The organism is Pseudomonas sp. SDO5522_S412, assembly GCF_054071215.1.
On sequence record NZ_JBSVWQ010000009.1, the window covers coordinates 52,084 to 72,748 of the forward strand.

Here is a 20,665-nt window from a genome sequence, read left to right on the forward strand (position 1 = left end):
CCACCCGCCGTTGCGGGTTTTTTATTGCCCGGTGAGATGCCATGAAGATCACCTCCCTGGTCAGTCATCTTCGGGATCACTGTCCATCGTTCAACCAACACATCCGCGCCGGCCTCGACCTCGACGCGCTGCAAAACCTGCCAGTGCTCGACTCACCCCAGGCGGTCGTGACGCCGATCAGTGACAAGGCCAGCCCTAACGCTGCGCAAAACAGCAGTCGCCAATCCCTGCGCGAGCATTTTGGCGTGGTGCTGGTGCTGGATTTGCCGGAGGGCCAGCAAGCCCAGGCGATGGACCAGCTGCATGCCTTGCGCGCCGAGGTCTGGCGGGCGCTGGTGGGCTACAGGCCCGAGGGGTTCTACGAGCCCATCCAGTACGACGCTGGCGAATGGCTGTTGCTCAGCAAGGTTCGCGGGTTGTACCGGCTGCGGTTTTTTCTCGAGAGCCAGTTGGGACGCAACCTCAGCACGCAGCCGGCGGAAACCTGGCTCGAGCTTGAACTGGACGCTTTGCCGTCCTTCAACGGGGTGACGGTGCGGGTCGATGCCATCGACCCAGCCGACCCCAACCTGCAACGCCCAGGCCCCGACGGGCGCCTGGAAATGACGTTTTCTGCCGAGGTAAAACCATGAGCAAACGCATCACCGTACTGCCGGTTTCCGGCCGTGCCGTACCTGACCCGGAGGCGGGCGATCTGTTGCCCGCCGAAGGCCGCGAAGTCCCGGACAACGCCTGGTGGCGTCGACGTCTGGCCGATGGCGACATCACAACCAAAGCCGTCAAGGCGGCAAAAACACAGGGAGCCAAGTAATGGCGATCGGATTCAGTCATATTCCGGCGGACATTCGTGTGCCGCTGTTCTACGCCGAGATGGACAATTCGGCAGCCAATAGTGCGTCGTCCGCCTTGCGCCGATTGATCGTGGCCCAGGTCAACGACAACGTCACCAGCCCGGAAATCGGCAGTCTGGTGCTGGTGTCGAGCGAGGCCATGGCCAAACGTATCGGTGGCCAGGGTTCGATGCTGGCATCGATGTACGAGACGTTCCGCAAGAGTGATCCTGTGGGCGAAATCTGGTGCCTGCCGCTGCACAGCACCGAAGGCAGCGCGGCCAAGGCCGAGCTCAAGCTGACCGGCGCCGCGACCCAAGGTGGCATTCTCAGCCTGTACGTCGGCGGCACCCGGGTTCAAGCGACCGTGATCAATGGTGCGACGGCTGCCGTGGCTGCCACCGCCCTGGCGCTGAAAATCAACGCCAGTGCCGACCTGCCGGTCAATGCGGTAGCCGCCGATGGCACCGTCACCCTGACCGCCAAGTGGACCGGTGAGAGTGGCAACGACATCAGCCTGCAGCTCAACCGCCTGGGCCAGAGCAACGGCGAACAAACCCCCGACGGCCTGACCGCCGTGCTCGGAAAAATGGCGGCGGGCGCCGGTGTGCCGGACCAGCTCGCGGCATTGGCTGCGCTGGGCGACGAGCCGTTCGAGTTCATCTGCATGCCCTGGGCCGACACCACCAGCCTCAACGCCTGGCAAGCGGTGATGGATGACAACAGCGGTCGTTGGTCGTGGGCCAAGCAACTGTTCGGCCACGTCTACACCGCCAAGCGCGGCACTATCGGCACCCTGGTGGCGGCCGGGCAAGGGCGAAATGACCAGCACGTGACCATCCAGGCCATGGAGCCGGGCGTGCCGCAACCGTTCTGGGTCCAGGCCGCAGCATTGGCTGCACGCACGGCGGTGTTCATCTCTGCCGATGCCAGTCGTCCGACCCAAAGCGGCAGCTTGCCGGGCCTCGATCCGGCCGACGCGAGCGAGCGCTTCACTCTGACCGAGCGCCAATCGCTGCTCAACTACGGCATCGCCACCGCTTACTACGAAGGCGGTTACGTGCGCATTCAGCGGGCGATCACCACTTACCAGAAGAACGCGTTCGGCCAGGCGGACAATTCCTATCTGGACAGCGAAACCCTGCACCAGTCGGCCTTTATCGTGCGCCGCCTGCAGAGCGTGATCACCAGCAAGTACGGGCGCCACAAACTCGCTGCTGACGGCACGCGCTTTGGCGCCGGCCAGCCGATCGTCACCCCGAGCACTATCCGCGGTGAGCTGATTGCCCAGTACGCCAAGCTCGAACTGGAAGGCCATGTGGAGAACGCCGAGCTGTTCGCCGAGCACCTGATCGTCGAGCGCGACAGCCAGGACCCGAGCCGGGTCAACGTGCTGTTTCCGCCGGATTACGTCAACGGGCTGCGGGTGTTCGCGCTGCTCAACCAGTTCCGTTTGCAGTACGACGCGGCGGTGTAGGCCCCGCGCTTTTCGCAACTGATTCCAGCCCGCCGAGTGCGGGCTTATTTTTGGGAGAAACATCATGGGTCAACTGATTGCGGGCACCTGCTACGTCAAAGTGGACGGCGCTCAACTGACCATCAACGGCGGCTGCGAAGCACCGTTGATGGCCGTCAAGCGGGAAACCGTGGTGCCGGGTTTCTATAAGGAAACCGACATCACCCCGTCTTTCAAAGTTACCGCGCTGCACACGCCGGACTTTCCATTGAAGCAACTGATCGCCGGCACCGACATGACCGTCACCTGCGAATTCAACAACGGCAAGGTCTACGTGCTGGCCGGTGCCTACCTGGTGGAAGAGCCGGTGGCCAAGGGCGACGATGCCGTGATCGAGCTGAAATTCGAAGGCATCAAGGGGACCTGGCAATGACCGATACGGTGAAGCTGCAAGCGGCCATCGAGGCCCACGGCGAGTCATTGACCGAACTCACCCTGCGCCGCCCGACGGTGCAAGAGGTGCGGGCAATCAAGGCGCTGCCGTACAAGATCGACAAGGGCGAAGACGTGAGTCTGGACCTTGACGTCGCCGCCAAGTACATCGCCGTGTGCGCGGGTATCCCGCCGTCGTCGGTCAACCAGCTCGACCTGATGGACTTCAACGCGCTGAGCTGGGCCGTCGCCGGTTTTTTCATGAGTGCGGCGCAGGCTCCGTCGCCGAGCTGATTGCGGTGGCCTATGACCTGGCCTGGTTCTGGAAGGTTGATCCCGAACAGATGCTGGCCAGGCCTTTGGATACGCTCCGGGAATCCCTGGAGCATGCGCAACGGATCAATGCGATGCAGCAGGTGCAGTGATGGCAGAAGCTCAGAAAGTAGAAAGTACCGCCGTGCGCCTGACCGGCATCGACCAGCTGTCGCCCAAGCTCGCTGCGCTGCAGGCCATGGTCGGGCGCTTCAGGCAGAACCTGGAACAGACCGGTCTCGGCAAGCTGGATATCGCCGGTTTGGTAAAGGGCGGTGGGCTGGCGGCACCGTTTATCAGCGGTATCAAATCGGCGCTGGCGTTCAAGGCTGAGGTCGGCGAGGTCAATGCCGCCGTGGGGCAGGGCGTTACCGAAACGGCGGCGCAAGGGCTGAAGGATTTCAACGCGTCGCTGGACAAGGTGTCGGTGGCGTTTGGTACTGCGCTGTTGCCGGCCGTCACGGCGGTGGTGGTCGGGTTGGAGCCGTTGCTGACGACGGTGGCCCAGGTGCTCACCGAAAATCCGCAACTGGTGCAGGGCCTGGCTGCCGGCGCAGTAGCGTTTACCGCGATGCAGGCGGCCGTCACCGGCGTGTCTCAGGCACTGGGCTTGATGCAGCTGCTGCTCAGCGCCAATCCGATAGTTTTGGTGGCTGTAGGCATTGCCGTGGCGGCAGGCTTGATCGTTGCCAACTGGAAGCCGATTTCGGCATTTTTTGTCGGGCTCGGCGAACGGGTGATGGCGGCGATTGGAACCTTGGGCGAGTTTTTCCAGACGGTCTTTGCGTTTCGTCCGCTGGAACAGGTGATGCGCTTGTGGGGGCCGATCACAGGCTTTTTTGCCGGGTTGTGGACGTCGCTGAAGGTGATGGCGCAGCCCTTGGTCGGCTTTTTCACCACACTGTTTTCCTGGTCGCCAATGGGTTTGATCGTCAACAACTGGACGCCGTTGAGCGGCTTTTTTGCGGCCCTCTGGGACTTGCTCAAGGCGCTGAGTGTGCCGGTGGTCGAGTTCATGAAAAGCCTGTTCAGTTGGTCACCCCAAGGGCAAATCATTGCCAACTGGGGCGTGATCAGTGAGATGTTTGCGGCGATCTGGAGTGACTTCAAACTCACCGCGCTGGCGGCTTTTACCATCGTCAGCAGTTACTTCGATTGGTCGCCCCTGGACAAGGTTTCTGCCGTCTGGGGTAGCGTCAGCGGTGCATTCGCCTCGATCTGGGGCGATATCAAGTTGCAGGCCCAGGACGCCTTTGTAGTGTTGAGTGGCCTGTTCGACGACTGGCATCCGATGGAGCAACTTGAAGCCATGTGGGCACCGGTGCTGAGTTGGTTCACGGCGCTATCGGAGAAGCTTGCGGTGATCACCGCACCGATTCGCAAGCTGTTCAACGGTGGGCTGGGTGAAGTGATCAACCAGGCGACCGGCAGTGTGCTGGAGTTGACCACCGAGCAACAGGAACGTAATGCCGAAAGCGCGCGCGATCCGTCCTGGTTCCGCAAGGGGCCTGGCTTGGTATCACCGCTGGCGTCCAGCTCCAGTTCGCTGCTGCAACAAACCGCTGCCAACAGCCGCACGCAGCTCAACGGCGATTTGCGGGTGAGCTTCGACAATGCACCGGCCGGCCTGCGGGTGGACCAGCCCAGAACCAACCAGCCCGGCCTGAGCGTCACCCCACGTGTCGGCTACCGTTCCCTGTCCCTTGGAGGCTCCAATGAGCTGGCGTGATCGTTTGTTGCCGGCGTCGTTTCGTGGCGTCGGGTTTTGGGTTGACCAGGCGAAAGTCCCGGTCGGCAAGAAGGGCCAGTTGCACGAATACCCTCAGCGCGACCTGCCTTTTTTTGAAGGGCTGGGCCAACAGTCCAGGGTGCATGAGCTGACGGCATTTGTAGTGGGCGAGGATTGCCTGGAGCAACGCGACAAGTTGCTCAAGGCCCTGGAGGAGGGCGCCGGCGAGCTGGTGCACCCGTGGCTTGGACGGTTGCAGGTCAAGGTCGGCGAATGCGAGATGACCCAAACCCGCCAGGACGGCGGGCTGGTGACCTTTGCCCTGAAGTTCTATCCCGACGAACCTTTGAAGTTTCCCACTACGGCGGTCAATACCCGCCAGCTGTTGCTGGTGTCGGCCGACAGTTTGCTGGGTTCGGCGGTGCTGCGCTTTGAGCAGGCCGTCGCACTGGTGAAGCAGGCGCGGGTGGGCATCCAGGCGTTGCGCAATGGCCTGGCAGAGGTTTACCAGGTAATTGAGCAGCAATTTGCCCCACTGATTCAGTTGTATGGCGACCTGAATGCCTTGGTCAAAGCCATCAAGGAAGTGCCCAAGGAATTGAGCACCGAGTTCAAGGGCTTGCTCGGTGATGTGAAGGAGTTGAAGGCATTTGCCCGCAGCGGCTATCGCGGCATGCTGGCCAACCTCTCGCAGCAGGTGGAAGCGGCTCGGAATATCGACGTGCCGAAGCTGACCACCGGCAAGGACAGCGTGGCGGCGGTGCAAGCCACTGCCAACCTGGTACAGGATGCGTTGTGGGTGAAGATCGCCCATTGGCTGGCGGACGTACCGGTGGCGACAAAAGCGGTGACCCTCAGTACCACGCCATCCCTGGCGCAACAGGCGGCACAGCCGGTGCAGCGCCGCGAAGTGCCGGTGGCCGACGATGTGCTGGTGCTGCGTGACCTTCTGAACGAAGCCATGTGGCAAGCCGCATTGAAGGCCGACGCCGGGCACTATGTTGCGCTGAACGACCTGCGCCAACAGATGTTCGCGCATCTGACGGCAGTGGCTTCGTCCGGTGTCCGGCTGGTCAATCTGACGCCGATGCGCAGCATGCCCGCCTTGCTGTTGGCCTATCAGCGGTTCGGTGACGCGACGCGAGTGGGCGAGGTGGTGCAGCGCAATCGGGTGGCCCACCCGGGCTTCCTGCCACCGGCGGACCTGCAAGTGGTCAGGGAGTAACCCATGAACGAGTTGGACAATGCCGTCACCCTGACCGTGGACGGCCTGGATTATGGCGGCTGGAAAAGCGTGGAAATCAGCGCCGACCTGGAGCGTCAATTTCGCACCTTCACCCTCAACATCACCTGGCAATGGCCCGGGCAAACCCTGGCGGCGCCGATCAAGCCCGGCGCCCGTTGCCAGGTACGCATCGGTTGCGACCTGGTGCTCACCGGCTTTGTGTTCAAGGCGCCCATCAGTTACGACGGCCGACAGATCAGCCTGAGTATTCAGGGCGGCTCAGTGACCCAGGACCTGGTGGACTGCGCAGCGATAAACCAGCCCGGCCAGTGGCGCGGGCAAAGTGTGCTGAGCATCGTCCGGGCGCTGACGGCCACCTATGGCGTGGAGGTGCACAGCGAGATTGCCGAAACCGCGCGCCTGCATACCCACAGCATCGTGCCCGGGGAGACGGTATTTCAATCCATCGACCGCTTGCTGACGTTGTATCGGGTGTTCTCCACCGACGATGCGGATGGGCGCCTGGTATTGGCATCGCCCGGTAGTGCAGGGCGTGCGAATGACAGCCTGGAGCTGGGCCAGAACATCCTTTCGGCTAACGCACCGATGGACTTCAGCTCGGTATTTTCCGAGTACCGCGTCATCGGCCAGCACAAGGGCGATGATCAAAAAAACGCAGCGGCGGTCAGTGAGGTTTCAGGGATTTCCCGGGATGAAAAAGCCACGCGAAAACGCGTCACGGTGATCAGCGAACCGACGCAGTTGACCCCCGAGCTGGCCCAGCAACGCGCCGACTGGGAACGCGCCACCCGTACCGGAAAAGCCCTGACCACCACCTACACCGTGCAAGGCTGGCGGCAGTCCAACGGCGATTTGTGGCGCCACAACCTGTTGGTGCGGGTGATCGATCCGGTGCTGGGCTTTGACCAGGACATGCTGATCTCCAAGGTCACCTGGTCGCTCTCCGACCAAGGTTCGATCACCAGGCTACAGGTGGCGCCGCCGTCCACCTTTGATGCCAATCCGTTGCCATCCGCTTAACCACCAAGGAATTTCCATGAGCTTACTGACTCGCCTGCTGGCGCGCGGCACTGTCGTGCTCGCCCACTCGGCCACCAAGCTGCAATCGCTGCAAATGCGCCTGACGGCAGGCGAAGTGAACGACGACATGGAGCACTTCGAACCCTACGGTTTTACCAGCAACCCTCTGGCGGGTGCTGAAGGCATCGCCACCTTCCTGGGCGGTGACCGCTCCCATGCCATCGTGCTGGTGGTGGCCGACCGTCGCTATCGCTTGCAGTCCCTGGTGCCGGGTGAAGTGGCGATCTATACCGACGAAGGCGACAAAGTTCATTTCAAGCGCGGGCGGGTAATCGACATTGAAACCGGCACCTTGAATATCCGCGCCAGCCAGGCGGTGAACATTGATACGCCGACCCTGACCCAGAGCGGCAAGATCATCTCCGAGGGCGACCAGATTGCCGGCGGCATCAGCCAGATCCGGCACGTGCATGTGGGCGTCCAGCCCGGCAGCGGTCAGACCGGTGCGCCGGCGGGAGGCCAGTGATGTTTGTCTCCGACAACCTGAAAAAGGCCCTGACCCGCTCGGTGCTGATCAGCCTGTTCACCTGGCGCCGTGCCGCGCCCGACGATGCGGTTGACGATGACGAGCGCTTCGGCTGGTGGGGCGACAGTTTTCCCAGCGTGGCCGACGACCGTATCGGCTCAAGGTTGTGGTTGCTGCGCCGGGTCAAGCTGACTCGCCAGACGCAACGGGACGCCGAATTCTATGCCCGCGAAGCCTTGCAATGGCTGATCGACGACGGGCATTGCAGCGCCATCGAAGTCCTCAGTGAGCGCCTCGACGCCCAGCGGCTCAACCTGCGCACGCAGCTGACCCTGGCCGATGGCGAGCGCCTGGACATCAACCCTGATAACAGTTGGCAGGTGATCTATGCCGTTTGAAACCCCTTCGCTGCCGGTGCTGATCAAACGCACCCAAAGCGACCTGGCCAGCGATTCGCTGCGCCAGTCCGATGCCCAGGTCCTGGCGCGCACACTGAGTGGTGCGGCGTTCGGCCTGTACGGTTATCTCGATTGGATCGCTGAGCAGATCCTGCCGGATACCGCCGATGAATCCACCCTGGAACGCATCGCTGCGCTGCGTTTGAACCAGGCACGCAAGGCGGCGGTAGCCGCCAGTGGCACCGTGAGTTTTACCGCAGCGGCGGGCGCGGTGCTGGATGTGGACACGGTGCTGCAAGCCAGTGATGGTCGCAGCTTCAAAGTCACCGCTGCCGGTACCACCCATGCAGGCCTCAACACCGCCACGGTGCAGGCGATTGATGCCGGCACGCTGGGCAACGCTGATGCCGGGCTGAGCCTGATCGCGGTCCAGCCGCTGCAAGGTATTGGTTCGACGTTTACCGTGCTGGCGCCGGGGTTGACCGGCGGTGTGGCACGAGAAACCCTGGAGTCGCTGCGGGCGCGGGTGATTCGTTCCTATCGCGTTATTCCCCAGGGCGGTTCGGCACAGGATTACGAGACCTGGTCCCTCGAAATGCCCGGCATTACCCGCGCATGGTGTCGCGGCAATTACCTGGGGCCGGGGACGGTGGGGGTGTTCGTGATGCGTGACGACGACCCGCAGCCGATCCCCAATGCCGCGCAGCTGGCGCAGGTTCAAGCCCATATCGAACCGCTGCGGCCAGTGACCGCTGATGTGTATGTGTTGGCGCCGGTGATGAAACCAGTGGCTTATCAACTGCGCTTGACCCCCGACACCAGCGCCGTGCGTGCGGCCGTCGAGGCCCAACTGCGAGATTTGCACAATCGCGAAGCGGGGCTGGGCGACAGCTTGTTGCTGACCCACATCGCCGAAGCCATCAGCACCGCCACCGGTGAGACCGATCACAAACTGACAAGCCCGCTGGCGGACGTTACGGCGGCGACAAACCAGTTACTGGTGTTTGGAGGTATCACATGGCTGGGATAAGGACGGCTGGCCAGTACGAGGAGCAACTGATCGCCCTGTTGCCCAGCGGTCCGGCCTGGTACCTGGAGACCATGCCGCAGTTGCAGACGGTGCTCAAAGGCATCGCCGAAGAACTTACGCGCATCGACGCCCGCGCCTGCGACCTGCAAAACGAAATGGACCCCGTGACCGTCAGCGAACTGGTGCCGGAGTGGGAAAGGGTGATGCAACTGCCCGACCCTTGCCTGGGCTTGAGCCCGCTGTACGACGACCGTCGCCTGGCGGTGCGTCGACGTCTGTTGGCGGTGGGCAGCCAGCGCGCCGCGTACTACATCGAAATCGCCCGCAGCCAGGGTTATCCCGACGCCAGTGTCACTGAACATCGCGCCCCGCGCATGGGCCGCTCACGGTTTGGCGCGGCGCATTTTGGCACCTGGCAGGCGCACTTCATGTGGACGCTCAACACCGGCGGCCGCCAGCACTTGGGGCGGCGGTTTGGGGCGAGTTATTGGGGAGAGCGGTTTGGCGTCAACCCGGGCAATGCCCTGGAGTGCCTGATTCATCGCAGCGCACCTGCTCATACGCAGGTGCACATCAATTATGACTAGAGGGTAGAAGCGTGGATTATCCAAAGAGTGTGCCCAGCGTTGGGCTGGTGAATGGCAAGTTTGTGGATGAAAACCCGGTGACCGGGACGCCGGGGAGTTTGATTCCGGCGGCTTGGGGGAATGGGGTTACGCAGGAGATTTTGAATGTGCTGGCGGCGGCGGGGATTGCGCCGGATGAGACGAAGACCGATCAGTTAGCGCAGGCGCTTAGCGTTTTGAGTGATTGGTTGAAGTTGAAGAATAAGCCGACGACGTTGGCGGGGTATGGGATTAAGGATGCCATGCCTGCGGGGGCGGGCGGACTTCTTACTATTCCTGCCGTGGTGAAAGGAAACTCCTCAGAGTTAACTTCCACGCAGTTCGTGACACTCGCCGACGCTACGACGGATCGGCCCGATGCGGTCAGATACGGCGCTGGGCTGCATATAAAGTATCCCGATGGTAAGTATGGGTTTGATCTCCTTGCGGGGATTACAGGCGAATGGTTCGGAGTACGTCGAGTTGCAGATGATGGCAAGGGAACTTGGCGCATGTTGTGGCATGACGGAAACTTCAATCCGGCAGCCAAAGCAGATAAGGCAACATCGCTGGCAGGATATGGAATCACTGACGCATTGGTGGTTGGGGGGACCAGTCGTCAACGACCTAGTTTGTCCGCGCAAGTCTTGGGAGAACTTGGCAATGGTGTTGGTGGTGCGTTGGAAATTCGAGAGGCGCAGGAAGTCAGTAATACCCAGACCAGTTTCGATTACGCACCGCGAATCCTGTTTCACTGGGCGGGGCTGATTGCCAGGTCTTTGGCTATGAACTCTGCAGGAGAACTCTCGTGGGGATCACAGACGGTTTGGACCTCCGGCAATTTTGACCCTGCCCGTAAAGCGAACGTGGCTACGACGCTGGCGGGTTACGGGATTACCGATGCTCTGTCAGCTTCCAGTTTTTTAAAACCGGTAGCAGGGCAATGGATCGCGCTAGGCGGTAGCGGTGTACTTCCGGCAGGCGGAACGTGGGCCTTTTTCTGCGCCAATTACAACGGCAATGGGGCCGCACTTGGCGGCAACGCTGGAGTGGCCGCCGGAGGCACTGCAGTGGGCAATGGAAACTGTGTTGGTTTTGCATGGAGGATCCAGTAATGGATAACAAGACGACTGTTGAGGATCTGGATGCCACCTCGTCTACGAGTTACAAAATCGAGGACATTTTTCTAAAAGCCGATGGTAGCTACCTGGTGACGCTGGATGGCTATCCGTACCATGCTACCGAGGCCGAAACACCGGATGTTTATCGCGCGGTGCGTTTGCTGATCGATTCGGGTGAGCAGTGCCAGGAACATATCGCCCCGGTCATTTCCGATGCTGAAGTCAAGGCTAATGAGCGCATGTGGCGTGATTCAGAAATTCAGCGCATCAGTTGGGTACGTGATCGTCATCGTGACCAGTTGGAAATGGGATTGAAAACCACGCTGTCAGATGAGCAGTTCAAAGAGTTGCTCAAATACACTCAAGCATTGCGTGACTGGCCCCAGGCTGAGAGCTTTCCTTCGATAACTAAACGGCCCGTTGCATTACCTTGGTTGGATGCTGTTGCTCAGTAAACGTGTCGGCTGCGAGAGTAGAAATCGATGGTAATAACCCTTCCCCAACTTATCCAGGTAATGCCTGGAGCCCGCCTCAGAGCGGGCATTTTTTTGGCTCCTTTAAATGAGGCTACCGCACGTCACCAAATCACAACATCCAAACGCATCGCCGCCTTCCTCGCCCAAATCGGCCACGAATCCGGCGAACTGCGCTATGTACGTGAACTGGGCAGCGATCAATACCTGAGCAAATACGACACCGGTACCTTGGCCGCCCGCCTGGGCAACTCCCCTGAAGCCGATGGCGACGGCCAGAAGTATCGCGGCCGCGGCCTGATCCAGATCACCGGCCGGCGCAACTACCTGGCGTGCAGTCAGGCACTGTTCGGCGATGAGCGTTTGTTGCACCAACCGGAGTTGCTGGAGCAGCCGCAATGGGCGTGCGAATCTGCCGCGTGGTTCTGGCAGAGCAATGGCTTGAACGAGCTGGCTGACCAGGACCAGTTCACCACGATCACCCGGCGCATCAATGGTGGCCTCAACGGTCTGGAGAACCGTATGCAACTGTGGGCGCGGGCGAAGGCGGTGTCATGGGCTTCCTGACGTCGTGTCGCCTGCTTGGGTTTTGCCTGTTGTTCGCAGTTTCGGCGGGTGTTGCCTGGCAGGTACAGGCTTGGCGATATGGCGCACAACTCGAGCACCTGCAGGCTCTGCATGCCGCAGCACTCAGCCAGCAACAACAGGTGGAACAGGACAAACGGCTGGCACTGGAGCAACAACTCAGCGCCAGCGACCAACAACACACCCGGGAGCTTTCCGATGCACAGCGCGATCAGGCTCACCTGCGGGATCGCCTGGCCACTGCTGATGTGCGGTTGTCAGTCCTTCTCGACACCAGCGACCCAACCAACGGCTGGCCAATGCCAGCCCCCACCCCCTCCGGCAGCGTGGTTCATGCAGCCCCGCGAGCCCGACTTGACCCGGCGCATGCTCAACGAATTATCGGCATCACCGACGACGGTGATAACGCCATGATCGCCTTGCGCGCCTGCCAGGCGTATGTCCGGGCCGTCGCGCGTTAGTCTCTTGTAACTTGCATGGCCCATGGGCTCCTGTAGGGTAGGCAAACGCCCGTCCACTCCAGGAGATGACCGTGAAGGAAATTACTCAACTCGCCGCTGAACTTGGTCGACGCTTGCAGGTGCTCAATGCCCACGTCACAACGGCCGAGTCGTGCACCGGCGGCGGTATCGCCGAGGCGATCACGCGGATTCCCGGGAGTTCGGCCTGGTTCGAGGCGGGCTATGTCACGTATTCCAATCGCCAGAAGACCCGGCAGCTGAATGTGCCGGAAGCGCTGTTCCCCAAGGTCGGGGCCGTCAGTCGCGAAGTGGTGGAGGCGATGGTGCGGGGTGCCCAGGAGGAAAGCCTGGCGCGTTTTGCCGTAGCGGTCAGCGGTGTGGCCGGCCCCGATGGCGGTTCGCCGGACAAGCCGGTGGGCACCGTATGGCTGGCCTGGGGCGTGGGCGATGAGGTTACCGCCGAGCTTGAACACTTCCCTGGGAACCGTGACGAGGTTCGCCGACAAACGGTAAAGGCCGCGCTAGAGGGCTTGTTGCGACGAGCTGCAGCAGAAATAGAAAAACAGGGGTAGGCGATCACGGATCTTTGTGGAACAATACTGTCTACTTATACAGGTGTTGGCCGCCAGGCCTTATTGATTACGTGAGGACTTTAATGGACGACAACAAGAAGAAAGCCTTGGCTGCGGCCCTGGGTCAGATCGAACGTCAATTCGGCAAGGGTGCCGTAATGCGTATGGGCGATCACGACCGTCAGGCGATCCCGGCTATCTCCACTGGCTCTCTGGGTCTGGACATCGCGCTCGGCATTGGCGGCCTGCCAAAAGGCCGTATCGTTGAGATCTACGGTCCTGAATCTTCCGGTAAAACCACCCTGACCCTGTCGGTGATTGCCCAGGCACAAAAAATGGGCGCCACCTGTGCGTTCGTCGATGCCGAGCACGCCCTGGATCCTGAATACGCCGGCAAGCTGGGCGTCAACGTTGACGACCTGCTGGTTTCGCAACCGGACACCGGTGAGCAAGCGCTGGAAATCACCGACATGCTGGTGCGCTCCAACGCCATCGACGTGATCGTGGTCGACTCCGTGGCAGCCCTGGTACCCAAGGCTGAAATCGAAGGCGAAATGGGCGACATGCACGTGGGCCTTCAAGCCCGCTTGATGTCCCAGGCCCTGCGTAAAATCACCGGTAACATCAAGAACGCCAACTGCTTGGTGATCTTCATCAACCAGATCCGGATGAAGATCGGCGTGATGTTCGGCAGCCCGGAAACCACCACCGGTGGTAACGCGCTGAAGTTCTACGCTTCGGTCCGTCTGGACATCCGTCGTACTGGCGCGGTGAAGGAAGGTGACGAGGTTGTTGGTAGCGAAACCCGCGTTAAAGTCGTGAAGAACAAGGTGGCCCCGCCGTTCCGTCAGGCCGAGTTCCAGATTCTCTACGGCAAGGGTATCTACCTGAACGGCGAGATGATCGACCTGGGCGTGCTGCACGGTTTCGTCGAGAAATCCGGTGCCTGGTATGCCTACAACGGCAGCAAGATCGGCCAGGGCAAGGCCAACTCGGCCAAGTTCCTTGCGGATAACCCGGATGTTGCCGCTACGCTCGAGAAGCAGATCCGCGACAAGTTGCTGACCCCGGCACCTGACGTCAAGGCTGCCGCCAACCGCGAGCCGGTTGAAGAAGTAGAAGAAGTCGACACTGACATCTGAAGCAAACGATGAGCGTTGTCCTGGATACACCCGTCGCCGTAAGGCGCACTGCAATGGACCTGCTCGCACGGCGCGAGCATGGTCGAGTCGAGCTGACGCGTAAGCTGCGTCAGCGTGGCGCAGATCCCGAGATGATCGACGCAGCCCTTGACCGTTTGACGGAAGAAGGGCTGCTGTCGGAGTCCCGTTACCTCGAAAGTTTCGTCTCCTACCGAGCCCGATCCGGCTATGGCCCTGCACGAATTCGTGAAGAGCTGAGCCAGCGTGGCCTGCAGCGTGCTGATATCGAACTCGCGTTGCGTGAGTGCGGCATCAGTTGGCAGGCGCAACTGGAAGAAACCTGGCGGCGCAAGTTTGCCGGTCATCTGCCTATTGATGCGCGTGAGCGGGCCAAGCAAGGTCGCTTCCTGAGTTATCGCGGGTTTTCGATGGAGATGATCAGTCGCCTGTTGAGCGGTCGGGATATGGATGACTGAAGGCTGCGCCTGGTAAAGGTTGCTCTGATCATTGCGGGGCTTGGTGTGGCGAGGGAGCTTGCTCCCGCTGGGCTGCGCAGCGGCCCCAACCTGCGCATCGTTCTACCTGACACAACCCAAAAGGCCCACTATGAAAATAGCGGGCCTTTTTTCGTTTCCGTGTCAGGTCACGCCGTCTCCGTCACCCGCTGCTGCGGTTTTCCCTGAGCCTGGGCCCAGTTTTCCGGCAAGTTGATGTAATCCACCAATTCCCGCAACCGTCCCTGATCACGCCCGTTGAAGTTGAACACCAGCCGCGTCAGATGGCTGAAGCTTGGCTCGTCATGCTCTTCGCCGGTGTACGCGATTTGTTGGAAGTCGCCACTGAGGCGAAGGCTGGCGAACGCCTCCTGCAGGTGGGCCAGTGCGCGGTCACTCAACGGATGATTCATGCGAATCACAAACTGGCGCTTCAGCCAGCGGGTGGAGTGAAAGTTGGCGTAGAACTGGTTGATTTCGTCCACCGCCTCTTCGGCGCTGTACACCAGGCGGACCAGCTTGAGGTCGGTGGGCAGGATGTAGCGATTGGCCTCAAGCTGGCTGCGGATAAAGTCCAGTGCGCCTTGCCAGAAGCTACCGCCCGGTGCATCCAGCAGCACCACCGGTACCAGCGGGCTTTTGCCGGTCTGGATCAGGGTCAGCACCTCCAGCGCTTCATCCAGGGTACCGAAACCGCCCGGGCACAGGATCAAGGCGTCGGCTTCCTTGACGAAGAACAGCTTGCGGGTAAAGAAGAAGTGGAAGGACAGCAGGTTCTCGGTGCCATCGATGGTCGGGTTGGCGTGCTGTTCAAAGGGCAGGGTGATGTTGAACCCCAGGCTGTGCTCCAGGCCGGCACCCTCGTGGGCCGCCGCCATGATGCCGCCGCCACCGCCGGTGATCACCATCAGGTCCGAACGGGCCAGGACCGCGCCCACTTCCCGGGCCAGTGCATACAACGGGCTTTCCACCGGCGTGCGCGCCGAGCCGAACACCGTGACTTTGCGCCGCCCCTTGAACTGTTCGAGCACGCGGAAGGCGTGGTCCAGTTCCCGTATAGCCTGCAAGGTGATCTTGGCATTCCAGCGGCTGCGGTCGTCCTGGGCCATGCGCAACACGGTGAAGATCATGTCGCGATAAAGGGGAATATTCGGGCTGTTGGGCGCAATCAAATGGAGTTGCGCGTCGACCTGCTGCGTGAGGTCGGTGCCGTTTTCTTCAAATTGACGGATCAGGAGTTCATTCGGTTCGTAAGGCATTCAACTTCTCCTTCTTCACAGAACCCTGGGTGCCGGCGAGAGATTCGTCGGGACCACGACACTGCATGTGTCGTTGCCTCTGATTAACGAGGTGGGCGAAACCGGTTCTGTATATTCCTTATGATTAAAAACCTTTGCATTGCACGCTCAGGAGGGCAACCCTCTTTTGCCCTGAAAATGTTACAGGACGGTGTGAAAACCCGATGTTCCAGGCGTTCAGGATGAATTGATCATGAGCCTATAAAGTCTTGGCTGGCAACCGCTTATTGATCACTTCTGAGGGAGTTTAGACGCTGCCGCGGGCGGGCAATGGCGGAGAGTGCAGAGGGGTATATTGCGCGCCGCTGGTCAGCGGCGCGCGACAGGAGTTATCGCTTACTTTTTCTTCTTCGCGGCAGCCGGTGCCGGGCAATCTGCTTCCTGGAACTTCACCGAGGCTACCGGGCGGTTGGTTTTGTTCTCGGTGATTTCATAGCGCATGATCGCGCCCTTGGCCATCAGCTCGCGGTAACCCTTGTTCAGGCACACACTTTGGCCGAGCTGGAAGTACACAGCCTTGGGGTTGGCGCGCATTTGCTCGGCGCGGTCGGGCAGTACGCTCAAATGGTCAATCAGCTGCAAGCCTTCAACGGTGTAGGCAACTTCCAGGGTCTTTTCGTCAATTTCCCGTGGCAGTTCTTTGTTGGTTTCCTCTGCGACGCTTTGCAGCTTCCTGTTCAGTTGAGCCTCCAGCAACGAGGCCGCTTGGGCACCCAGAGGCAACACCAGCGCGAGGGCGACGGACGGAACTACAAGGCGTGGCATAAGACGCAGCATGAAACTCTCCTGATTCGGTTACTGGTGCATAGACCAGCCACTGCGCTGTGCGTTCAGTGGCGCGGGATTATAGGTGACCGCTTGCCCCTAGGGCCAGCCTATTGCCGGGAAGTGCAGGTGGCCGGGGGAGGCTCTGGTAAACTGCGGTAACTTTTGCCTTCCGAGTTCTATCCGTGTCGATTTCCACTTCCCTGCGGCGCTCCCGATGAGCCATGCCGTCTCCCGTTTGCGCACGCAGCGCCTGGCCCGTGCCGTAAAACCGTTTGTAGCGCGAGGCTCGCGGGCCGAACGCTGCCCCGGCTGCCGGGTGATTCCCGAGTACTGCCTGTGCGCCTGGCGGCCCAAGGTCCAGGCCAGATCCGGCATGTGCCTGCTGATGCACGACGTAGAGCCGATGAAACCCAGCAACACCGGCTGGCTGATTGCCGATGTGATCAACGACACGACCGCGTTCCCCTGGTCGCGCACTGAGGTTGAGCCGGAGTTGCTGACCTTGCTGGCCGACCCGCAATGGCAGCCATACATCGTCTTTCCCGGCGAATTCGTGGCCCCGGAGCGGGTGGTCCATCAGGTCAGGCTGGAGGAGGGCAAGCGCCCGCTGTTCATTTTGCTGGACGGCACCTGGAGCGAGGCGCGCAAGATGTTCCGCAAGAGCCCGTACCTGGAGCACTTGCCGGTGCTGAGCCTGGCGCCCGAGCAACTGTCGCGCTACAAGCTGCGTCGCTCCAAGCGTGATGACCACTTCTGCACCGCCGAAGTCGCCGCGCTGTGCCTGGAGCTGGCTGAAGATGCCGCAGCCAGTGAAGTCCTGGATGCCTATCTGGACGTATTCAGCACTCACTACCTGGCCGCCAAGTTTCAACTGGCGCTGGACCCGGCCGATGTCGTCCATACTCGCCTTGCACCTTATCTATAGGTGTCATGGCCAGCCGACCTTTGCATGATGGCCGCGCAAACGCGCAGCCCGCTAAAATAGCCACGGGCGTAGCGCTTGACCACCCAGGCTACGCTGGGCATGCTTGGCGCCGATTGGGGCGCTGTCACAGATTGGATACGTCGCTTTTGACGTTGAGCGCGCCCTTTGGTGACTGCTGGCCTGGCAGCCACCTTGCGCGTTGGCGAGCACTGAACCCATCAGTGCCGCCCTAAAAAACAGGATCATTTAATAAATGGCCACATACGAAATCCTGATTGCCGATGACCACCCGCTGTTTCGCAGTGCGCTGCACCAGGCGGTCACGCTGGGCCTGGGGCCGGATGTACGCCTCGTCGAAGTCGCCAGCATTGCCGAGCTGGAAACCCGCCTTACCGAAAAGTCCGACTGGGACCTGGTCCTGCTGGACCTGAACATGCCGGGTGCCTACGGTTTTTCCGGGCTGGTGCTGCTGCGTGGGCAATACCCGCAGATACCGGTGGTGATGGTGTCGGCCCAGGAAGAGGCGTCGGTGGTGGTGCGCTCCAAGGAGTTCGGTGCCAGTGGTTTCATTCCCAAGTCCAGCTCCATGGAAGACATCCAGAAAGCCGTGCGCACGGTGCTGGATGGCGATGTCTCCTGGCCGCCGCAGGCCTTTGAAGAGATCAACGTCTCCGACGAAGCCAAGGCCGCGCGTGATGGCCTGGCCAGCCTCACGCCCCAGCAGTTCCGCGTATTGACCATGGTCTGTGAAGGCCTGCTGAACAAGCAGATTGCCTACGAGTTGAGCGTGTCGGAAGCGACCATCAAGGCTCACGTCACGGCGATCTTCCGCAAGCTCGGCGTACGTACGCGAACCCAGGCGGCGCTGCTCTTGCAACAACTTGAGTCAATTTCACAGCATTAAGACGCTGTTCATTCACGTTTTTTTGACTTTGCTTGCTCTAGTTTCCCCACACCTTTTTGCTCAGTTGCCTACTCTATGTCGCCTTTCAAGGGTCAAACCGGTATCAAACGTATCTTAAACGCAGGCGGATATTCCCTGGATGGCCTGCGTGCGGCTTTCACCGGCGAGGCGGCGTTTCGTCAGCTGGTGTTGCTCAATGTCATCCTGATCCCGCTGAGTTTCTTCCTTAACGTCAGCCGGGTAGAGCGGGCGCTGCTGATCGCCGTGTGCCTGCTGGCGTTGATCGTCGAGTTGCTCAACTCCGCCGTCGAAGCGGCGATCGACCGGATTTCCCTGGACCTGCACCCTTTGTCGAAAAATGCCAAGGACATGGGCAGCGCCGCGCAGTTCGTAGCGCTGACCATGATTACCCTGGTGTGGGCCGTTATCCTGATCTAGGCAATGGTCGGCAGTACAATCTCGTCGCTGCGCTGCACCCCGGCGGTGAACGACCGGCACAGCTCGAGGAATTCGCGCATCGCCGAGGTCTGGTACTTCTGCTTATGCCAGATGAAGTAGAACTGCCGGGCCAGGTCCAGGTCCGGGGTTTCCACCGGTACCAGGCTGCCACGCCGGAAGGCGTCGCGCAGCGCCAGCCGGGAAATGCAGCCAATCCCCAAGCCTGATTCCACCGCGCGTTTGATTGCCTCGGTGTGTTCCAGCTCCAGGCGGATATTCAGCGCGCTGCGGTGATGCCGCATGGCCTGGTCAAAGGTCAGGCGTGTTCCAGAGCCTTGTTCCCGCAGGATCCAGGCTTCATGGGTCAGCTCTTCCATGGTCGCCTGGCCGCGCTTGGCCAAGTGATGCTGGGGTGCGCAGAACACCACCAGTTCATCTTCCACCCAGGTTTGCACCTCGATGTCCGGGTGGCTGCAGTCGCCTTCGATTAGACCCAGATCAATTTCGTAGTGCGCCACCTGATGCACGATATGCGCAGTGTTCTGCACATGCAGCTTCACCTGGCTCTCGGGATGCTGCTGCATGAAGCTGCCGATCAGCAGCGTGGCCAGGTAGTTGCCGATGGTCAGCGTGGCCCCGACCGCCAGGGAGCCGAAGCCCGACTTGCCGTTGAGCAGGTCCTCGATCTCCTTGGCCTGGTCCAGCAGTGCCACTGCCTGGGGCAATAGCTGGTGACCGAGGGCGTTGAGGCTCAGGCGTTTGCCCGCGCGGTCGAACAACTGGCAGCTGGATTGACGCTCCAGCTCGGTAATCGACGTGCTGGCGGCGGATTGAGATAAGGCCAGAAGGCCAGCAGCGCGCGAGACGCTTTCCTGCTGGGCGACGGCGACGAAGACTTGCAGTTGACGTAGAGTAAATCGCATATCGATATAACCGATAACCCTTATCTTAATAATCCAGTTAACAGATATTGTCGCCGCCATTAGAATGCTGTGCAATTGCGCATCCATCATTTGGCGCAGACCCATTTCCAGGAGTCCCCCGTACATGAGCAACATGAACCACGAGCGTGTCCTCAGTGTTCATCACTGGAACGACACTCTGTTCAGCTTCAAGTGCACCCGCGATCCGGGCCTGCGCTTCGAGAACGGTCAGTTCGTGATGATCGGCCTGCAACAGCCCAACGGCCGCCCGCTCATGCGCGCTTACTCGATTGCCAGCCCGAACTGGGAAGAGCATCTGGAGTTCTTCAGCATCAAGGTGCCTGATGGCCCGCTGACTTCCCAATTGCAGCACTTGAAGGAAGGCGACGAGATCATCATCAGCAAAAAACCGACGGGCACCCTGGTGCTTGACGATTTGAAGCCGGGCAAGCACCTGTACCTGCTCAGCACCGGCACTGGCCTGGCGCCGTTCATGAGCGTGATCCAGGACCCGGAAACCTACGAGCGTTTCGAAAAAGTGATCCTGTGCCACGGCGTGCGTTACGTCAACGAAGTCGCCTACCGCGAATTCATCACCGAGCACCTGCCGCAGAACGAGTTCTTCGGCGAGGCCCTGCGTGACAAGTTGATCTACTACCCGACCGTGACCCGTGAGCCGTTCGAAAACGAGGGCCGCCTGACCGACCTGATGCGCAGCGGCAAGCTGTTCAGTGACATCGGCCTGCCGCCGATCAATCCTGAAGACGACCGCGCCATGCTGTGCGGCAGCCCAAGCATGCTGGATGAAACCAGCGAAGTGCTCAACAGCTTCGGTTTGAAGGTTTCCCCGCGTATGCGTGAGCCGGGCGACTACCTGATCGAGCGTGCGTTCGTCGAGAAATAAGCGCGACGCAAAAAAATGTGGGAGCGGGCTTGCTCGCGAAAGCGGTGTAACAGTCACCAGATGTATTGACTGA

Annotated in this window: 27 protein-coding genes; 24 read left to right on the plus strand and 3 right to left on the minus strand. The window is 60.7% G+C overall.

The window, feature by feature from the left end; genetic code table 11:
- The first annotated feature begins 41 nt into the window (after positions 1-41).
- The 20 genes from ACW9I6_RS04195 to recX all read left to right on the plus strand — a co-directional run bounded on the left by ACW9I6_RS04195 (position 42) and on the right by recX (position 14,414).
- Positions 42-632: a phage tail terminator protein gene (locus tag ACW9I6_RS04195; protein ID WP_457338925.1), complete on the plus strand. Its 591-nt coding sequence runs from the start codon at positions 42-44 to the stop codon at positions 630-632.
- Complete coding sequence (locus ACW9I6_RS04200) at positions 629-811, plus strand: DUF2635 domain-containing protein (RefSeq protein ID WP_087695298.1); 183 nt, start codon at positions 629-631, stop codon at positions 809-811. Before ACW9I6_RS04195 ends, ACW9I6_RS04200 begins: the two co-directional genes overlap by 4 nt.
- Positions 811-2,307: a phage tail sheath subtilisin-like domain-containing protein gene (locus tag ACW9I6_RS04205; RefSeq protein WP_177044511.1), complete on the plus strand. Its 1,497-nt coding sequence runs from the start codon at positions 811-813 to the stop codon at positions 2,305-2,307. The genes ACW9I6_RS04200 and ACW9I6_RS04205 overlap by 1 nt, the downstream gene beginning before the upstream one ends.
- Positions 2,308-2,371: 64 nt before the next feature.
- Positions 2,372-2,719: a phage tail tube protein gene (locus tag ACW9I6_RS04210; RefSeq protein WP_010170089.1), complete on the plus strand. Its 348-nt coding sequence runs from the start codon at positions 2,372-2,374 to the stop codon at positions 2,717-2,719.
- Positions 2,716-3,012, plus strand: a complete 297-nt coding sequence (locus ACW9I6_RS04215) for a phage tail assembly protein (RefSeq protein WP_102369827.1) — start codon at positions 2,716-2,718, stop codon at positions 3,010-3,012. The genes ACW9I6_RS04210 and ACW9I6_RS04215 overlap by 4 nt, the downstream gene beginning before the upstream one ends.
- 5 nt (positions 3,013-3,017) lie before the next feature.
- Positions 3,018-3,143 (plus strand): hypothetical protein, encoded by a 126-nt coding sequence (locus tag ACW9I6_RS04220; protein ID WP_010170085.1) that lies wholly within the window; start codon positions 3,018-3,020, stop codon positions 3,141-3,143.
- Positions 3,143-4,759 carry a hypothetical protein gene (locus tag ACW9I6_RS04225; RefSeq protein ID WP_457338926.1) on the plus strand — a complete coding sequence of 539 codons (1,617 nt, stop codon included), beginning with the start codon at positions 3,143-3,145 and terminating at the stop codon, positions 4,757-4,759. The genes ACW9I6_RS04220 and ACW9I6_RS04225 overlap by 1 nt, the downstream gene beginning before the upstream one ends.
- Positions 4,746-5,984 (plus strand): DNA circularization protein, encoded by a 1,239-nt coding sequence (locus ACW9I6_RS04230; RefSeq protein ID WP_177036155.1) that lies wholly within the window; start codon positions 4,746-4,748, stop codon positions 5,982-5,984. The genes ACW9I6_RS04225 and ACW9I6_RS04230 overlap by 14 nt, the downstream gene beginning before the upstream one ends.
- A gap of 3 nt (positions 5,985-5,987) precedes the next feature.
- Positions 5,988-7,025, plus strand: a complete 1,038-nt coding sequence (locus tag ACW9I6_RS04235) for a phage baseplate assembly protein (RefSeq protein ID WP_457338927.1) — start codon at positions 5,988-5,990, stop codon at positions 7,023-7,025.
- Between the two features lie 16 nt (positions 7,026-7,041).
- Entirely contained in the window at positions 7,042-7,551 is a 510-nt protein-coding gene (locus tag ACW9I6_RS04240; protein WP_457338928.1) for a phage baseplate assembly protein V, read from the plus strand.
- Positions 7,551-7,949, plus strand: a complete 399-nt coding sequence (locus ACW9I6_RS04245) for a phage GP46 family protein (protein ID WP_457338929.1) — start codon at positions 7,551-7,553, stop codon at positions 7,947-7,949. The genes ACW9I6_RS04240 and ACW9I6_RS04245 overlap by 1 nt, the downstream gene beginning before the upstream one ends.
- Positions 7,939-8,979 carry a baseplate J/gp47 family protein gene (locus ACW9I6_RS04250; RefSeq protein WP_177028951.1) on the plus strand — a complete coding sequence of 347 codons (1,041 nt, stop codon included), beginning with the start codon at positions 7,939-7,941 and terminating at the stop codon, positions 8,977-8,979. Before ACW9I6_RS04245 ends, ACW9I6_RS04250 begins: the two co-directional genes overlap by 11 nt.
- On the plus strand, positions 8,967-9,566 hold the full coding sequence (locus tag ACW9I6_RS04255; RefSeq protein WP_177122739.1) for a YmfQ family protein: 600 nt from the start codon (positions 8,967-8,969) through the stop codon (positions 9,564-9,566). The genes ACW9I6_RS04250 and ACW9I6_RS04255 overlap by 13 nt, the downstream gene beginning before the upstream one ends.
- Positions 9,567-9,577: 11 nt before the next feature.
- The gene (locus tag ACW9I6_RS04260; RefSeq protein WP_371132333.1) at positions 9,578-10,699 is read left to right on the plus strand and encodes a hypothetical protein; all 1,122 of its coding nucleotides are present in this window, start codon (positions 9,578-9,580) and stop codon (positions 10,697-10,699) included.
- Positions 10,699-11,160, plus strand: coding sequence for a phage tail assembly chaperone (locus ACW9I6_RS04265; protein WP_256344339.1), 462 nt, complete (start codon positions 10,699-10,701; stop codon positions 11,158-11,160). Before ACW9I6_RS04260 ends, ACW9I6_RS04265 begins: the two co-directional genes overlap by 1 nt.
- Before the next feature lie 27 nt (positions 11,161-11,187).
- Positions 11,188-11,745, plus strand: a complete 558-nt coding sequence (locus ACW9I6_RS04270) for a glycoside hydrolase family 19 protein (protein WP_177036151.1) — start codon at positions 11,188-11,190, stop codon at positions 11,743-11,745.
- The gene (locus tag ACW9I6_RS04275; protein WP_457338930.1) at positions 11,733-12,224 is read left to right on the plus strand and encodes a lysis system i-spanin subunit Rz; all 492 of its coding nucleotides are present in this window, start codon (positions 11,733-11,735) and stop codon (positions 12,222-12,224) included. The genes ACW9I6_RS04270 and ACW9I6_RS04275 overlap by 13 nt, the downstream gene beginning before the upstream one ends.
- A gap of 71 nt (positions 12,225-12,295) precedes the next feature.
- On the plus strand, positions 12,296-12,796 hold the full coding sequence (locus ACW9I6_RS04280; protein WP_457338931.1) for a CinA family protein: 501 nt from the start codon (positions 12,296-12,298) through the stop codon (positions 12,794-12,796).
- Between the two features lie 83 nt (positions 12,797-12,879).
- Complete coding sequence (gene recA, locus ACW9I6_RS04285) at positions 12,880-13,938, plus strand: recombinase RecA (RefSeq protein WP_003208645.1); 1,059 nt, start codon at positions 12,880-12,882, stop codon at positions 13,936-13,938.
- Between the two features lie 8 nt (positions 13,939-13,946).
- A complete protein-coding gene (gene recX, locus ACW9I6_RS04290) occupies positions 13,947-14,414 on the plus strand; it encodes a recombination regulator RecX (protein WP_003208644.1) in 468 nt (155 codons plus the stop codon).
- A 167-nt stretch (positions 14,415-14,581) separates the two neighbouring features.
- On the opposite strand, the gene ACW9I6_RS04295 is transcribed toward recX, so the two are convergent.
- Together ACW9I6_RS04295 and ACW9I6_RS04300 are read right to left on the minus strand one after the other, a co-directional pair.
- Positions 14,582-15,691, minus strand: coding sequence for an LOG family protein (locus ACW9I6_RS04295; RefSeq protein ID WP_177009844.1), 1,110 nt, complete (start codon positions 15,689-15,691; stop codon positions 14,582-14,584).
- Positions 15,692-16,066: 375 nt separating this feature from the next.
- Positions 16,067-16,507, minus strand: a complete 441-nt coding sequence (locus ACW9I6_RS04300) for a PA3611 family quorum-sensing-regulated virulence factor (protein WP_003208640.1) — start codon at positions 16,505-16,507, stop codon at positions 16,067-16,069.
- Positions 16,508-16,712: 205 nt separating this feature from the next.
- Between ACW9I6_RS04300 and ACW9I6_RS04305 the strand changes: the two genes are divergently transcribed.
- The 3 genes from ACW9I6_RS04305 (at position 16,713) to ACW9I6_RS04315 (ending at position 18,765) form a co-directional block, all read left to right on the plus strand.
- Positions 16,713-17,423 (plus strand): tRNA-uridine aminocarboxypropyltransferase, encoded by a 711-nt coding sequence (locus tag ACW9I6_RS04305; protein WP_003208638.1) that lies wholly within the window; start codon positions 16,713-16,715, stop codon positions 17,421-17,423.
- 253 nt (positions 17,424-17,676) lie between these two features.
- On the plus strand, positions 17,677-18,327 hold the full coding sequence (erdR, locus tag ACW9I6_RS04310) for a response regulator transcription factor ErdR (protein WP_003208636.1): 651 nt from the start codon (positions 17,677-17,679) through the stop codon (positions 18,325-18,327).
- 75 nt (positions 18,328-18,402) lie between these two features.
- On the plus strand, positions 18,403-18,765 hold the full coding sequence (locus tag ACW9I6_RS04315; protein ID WP_087695312.1) for a diacylglycerol kinase: 363 nt from the start codon (positions 18,403-18,405) through the stop codon (positions 18,763-18,765).
- Here ACW9I6_RS04315 and ACW9I6_RS04320 read toward each other — a convergent pair.
- Entirely contained in the window at positions 18,762-19,688 is a 927-nt protein-coding gene (locus ACW9I6_RS04320; RefSeq protein WP_003208633.1) for a LysR family transcriptional regulator, read from the minus strand. The two genes, ACW9I6_RS04315 and ACW9I6_RS04320, sit on opposite strands and share 4 nt — an antisense overlap.
- Positions 19,689-19,812: 124 nt before the next feature.
- Between ACW9I6_RS04320 and fpr the strand changes: the two genes are divergently transcribed.
- Positions 19,813-20,592, plus strand: a complete 780-nt coding sequence (gene fpr / locus ACW9I6_RS04325) for a ferredoxin-NADP reductase (protein ID WP_003189055.1) — start codon at positions 19,813-19,815, stop codon at positions 20,590-20,592.
- The last annotated feature ends 73 nt before the right edge of the window (positions 20,593-20,665 follow it).

What these genes read in the sequence shown, in the direction of transcription:
- fpr (WP_003189055.1), top strand. Translation starts at nt 19,813, where the DNA reads ATGAGCAACATGAACCACGAGCGTGTCCTCAGTGTTCATCACTGGAAC.
- erdR (WP_003208636.1), top strand. Translation starts at nt 17,677, where the DNA reads ATGGCCACATACGAAATCCTGATTGCCGATGACCACCCGCTGTTTCGC.
- ACW9I6_RS04255 (WP_177122739.1), top strand. Translation starts at nt 8,967, where the DNA reads ATGGCTGGGATAAGGACGGCTGGCCAGTACGAGGAGCAACTGATCGCC.
- ACW9I6_RS04320 (WP_003208633.1), bottom strand. Translation starts at nt 19,688, where the DNA reads ATGCGATTTACTCTACGTCAACTGCAAGTCTTCGTCGCCGTCGCCCAG.
- ACW9I6_RS04295 (WP_177009844.1), bottom strand. Translation starts at nt 15,691, where the DNA reads ATGCCTTACGAACCGAATGAACTCCTGATCCGTCAATTTGAAGAAAAC.
- ACW9I6_RS04240 (WP_457338928.1), top strand. Translation starts at nt 7,042, where the DNA reads ATGAGCTTACTGACTCGCCTGCTGGCGCGCGGCACTGTCGTGCTCGCC.
- ACW9I6_RS04235 (WP_457338927.1), top strand. Translation starts at nt 5,988, where the DNA reads ATGAACGAGTTGGACAATGCCGTCACCCTGACCGTGGACGGCCTGGAT.
- ACW9I6_RS04265 (WP_256344339.1), top strand. Translation starts at nt 10,699, where the DNA reads ATGGATAACAAGACGACTGTTGAGGATCTGGATGCCACCTCGTCTACG.
- ACW9I6_RS04210 (WP_010170089.1), top strand. Translation starts at nt 2,372, where the DNA reads ATGGGTCAACTGATTGCGGGCACCTGCTACGTCAAAGTGGACGGCGCT.
- ACW9I6_RS04250 (WP_177028951.1), top strand. Translation starts at nt 7,939, where the DNA reads ATGCCGTTTGAAACCCCTTCGCTGCCGGTGCTGATCAAACGCACCCAA.
- recA (WP_003208645.1), top strand. Translation starts at nt 12,880, where the DNA reads ATGGACGACAACAAGAAGAAAGCCTTGGCTGCGGCCCTGGGTCAGATC.
- ACW9I6_RS04230 (WP_177036155.1), top strand. Translation starts at nt 4,746, where the DNA reads ATGAGCTGGCGTGATCGTTTGTTGCCGGCGTCGTTTCGTGGCGTCGGG.
- ACW9I6_RS04215 (WP_102369827.1), top strand. Translation starts at nt 2,716, where the DNA reads ATGACCGATACGGTGAAGCTGCAAGCGGCCATCGAGGCCCACGGCGAG.
- ACW9I6_RS04200 (WP_087695298.1), top strand. Translation starts at nt 629, where the DNA reads ATGAGCAAACGCATCACCGTACTGCCGGTTTCCGGCCGTGCCGTACCT.
- ACW9I6_RS04300 (WP_003208640.1), bottom strand. Translation starts at nt 16,507, where the DNA reads ATGCTGCGTCTTATGCCACGCCTTGTAGTTCCGTCCGTCGCCCTCGCG.
- ACW9I6_RS04275 (WP_457338930.1), top strand. Translation starts at nt 11,733, where the DNA reads ATGGGCTTCCTGACGTCGTGTCGCCTGCTTGGGTTTTGCCTGTTGTTC.
- recX (WP_003208644.1), top strand. Translation starts at nt 13,947, where the DNA reads ATGAGCGTTGTCCTGGATACACCCGTCGCCGTAAGGCGCACTGCAATG.
- ACW9I6_RS04225 (WP_457338926.1), top strand. Translation starts at nt 3,143, where the DNA reads ATGGCAGAAGCTCAGAAAGTAGAAAGTACCGCCGTGCGCCTGACCGGC.
- ACW9I6_RS04245 (WP_457338929.1), top strand. Translation starts at nt 7,551, where the DNA reads ATGTTTGTCTCCGACAACCTGAAAAAGGCCCTGACCCGCTCGGTGCTG.
- ACW9I6_RS04270 (WP_177036151.1), top strand. Translation starts at nt 11,188, where the DNA reads ATGGTAATAACCCTTCCCCAACTTATCCAGGTAATGCCTGGAGCCCGC.
- ACW9I6_RS04205 (WP_177044511.1), top strand. Translation starts at nt 811, where the DNA reads ATGGCGATCGGATTCAGTCATATTCCGGCGGACATTCGTGTGCCGCTG.
- ACW9I6_RS04195 (WP_457338925.1), top strand. Translation starts at nt 42, where the DNA reads ATGAAGATCACCTCCCTGGTCAGTCATCTTCGGGATCACTGTCCATCG.
- ACW9I6_RS04305 (WP_003208638.1), top strand. Translation starts at nt 16,713, where the DNA reads ATGAGCCATGCCGTCTCCCGTTTGCGCACGCAGCGCCTGGCCCGTGCC.
- ACW9I6_RS04315 (WP_087695312.1), top strand. Translation starts at nt 18,403, where the DNA reads ATGTCGCCTTTCAAGGGTCAAACCGGTATCAAACGTATCTTAAACGCA.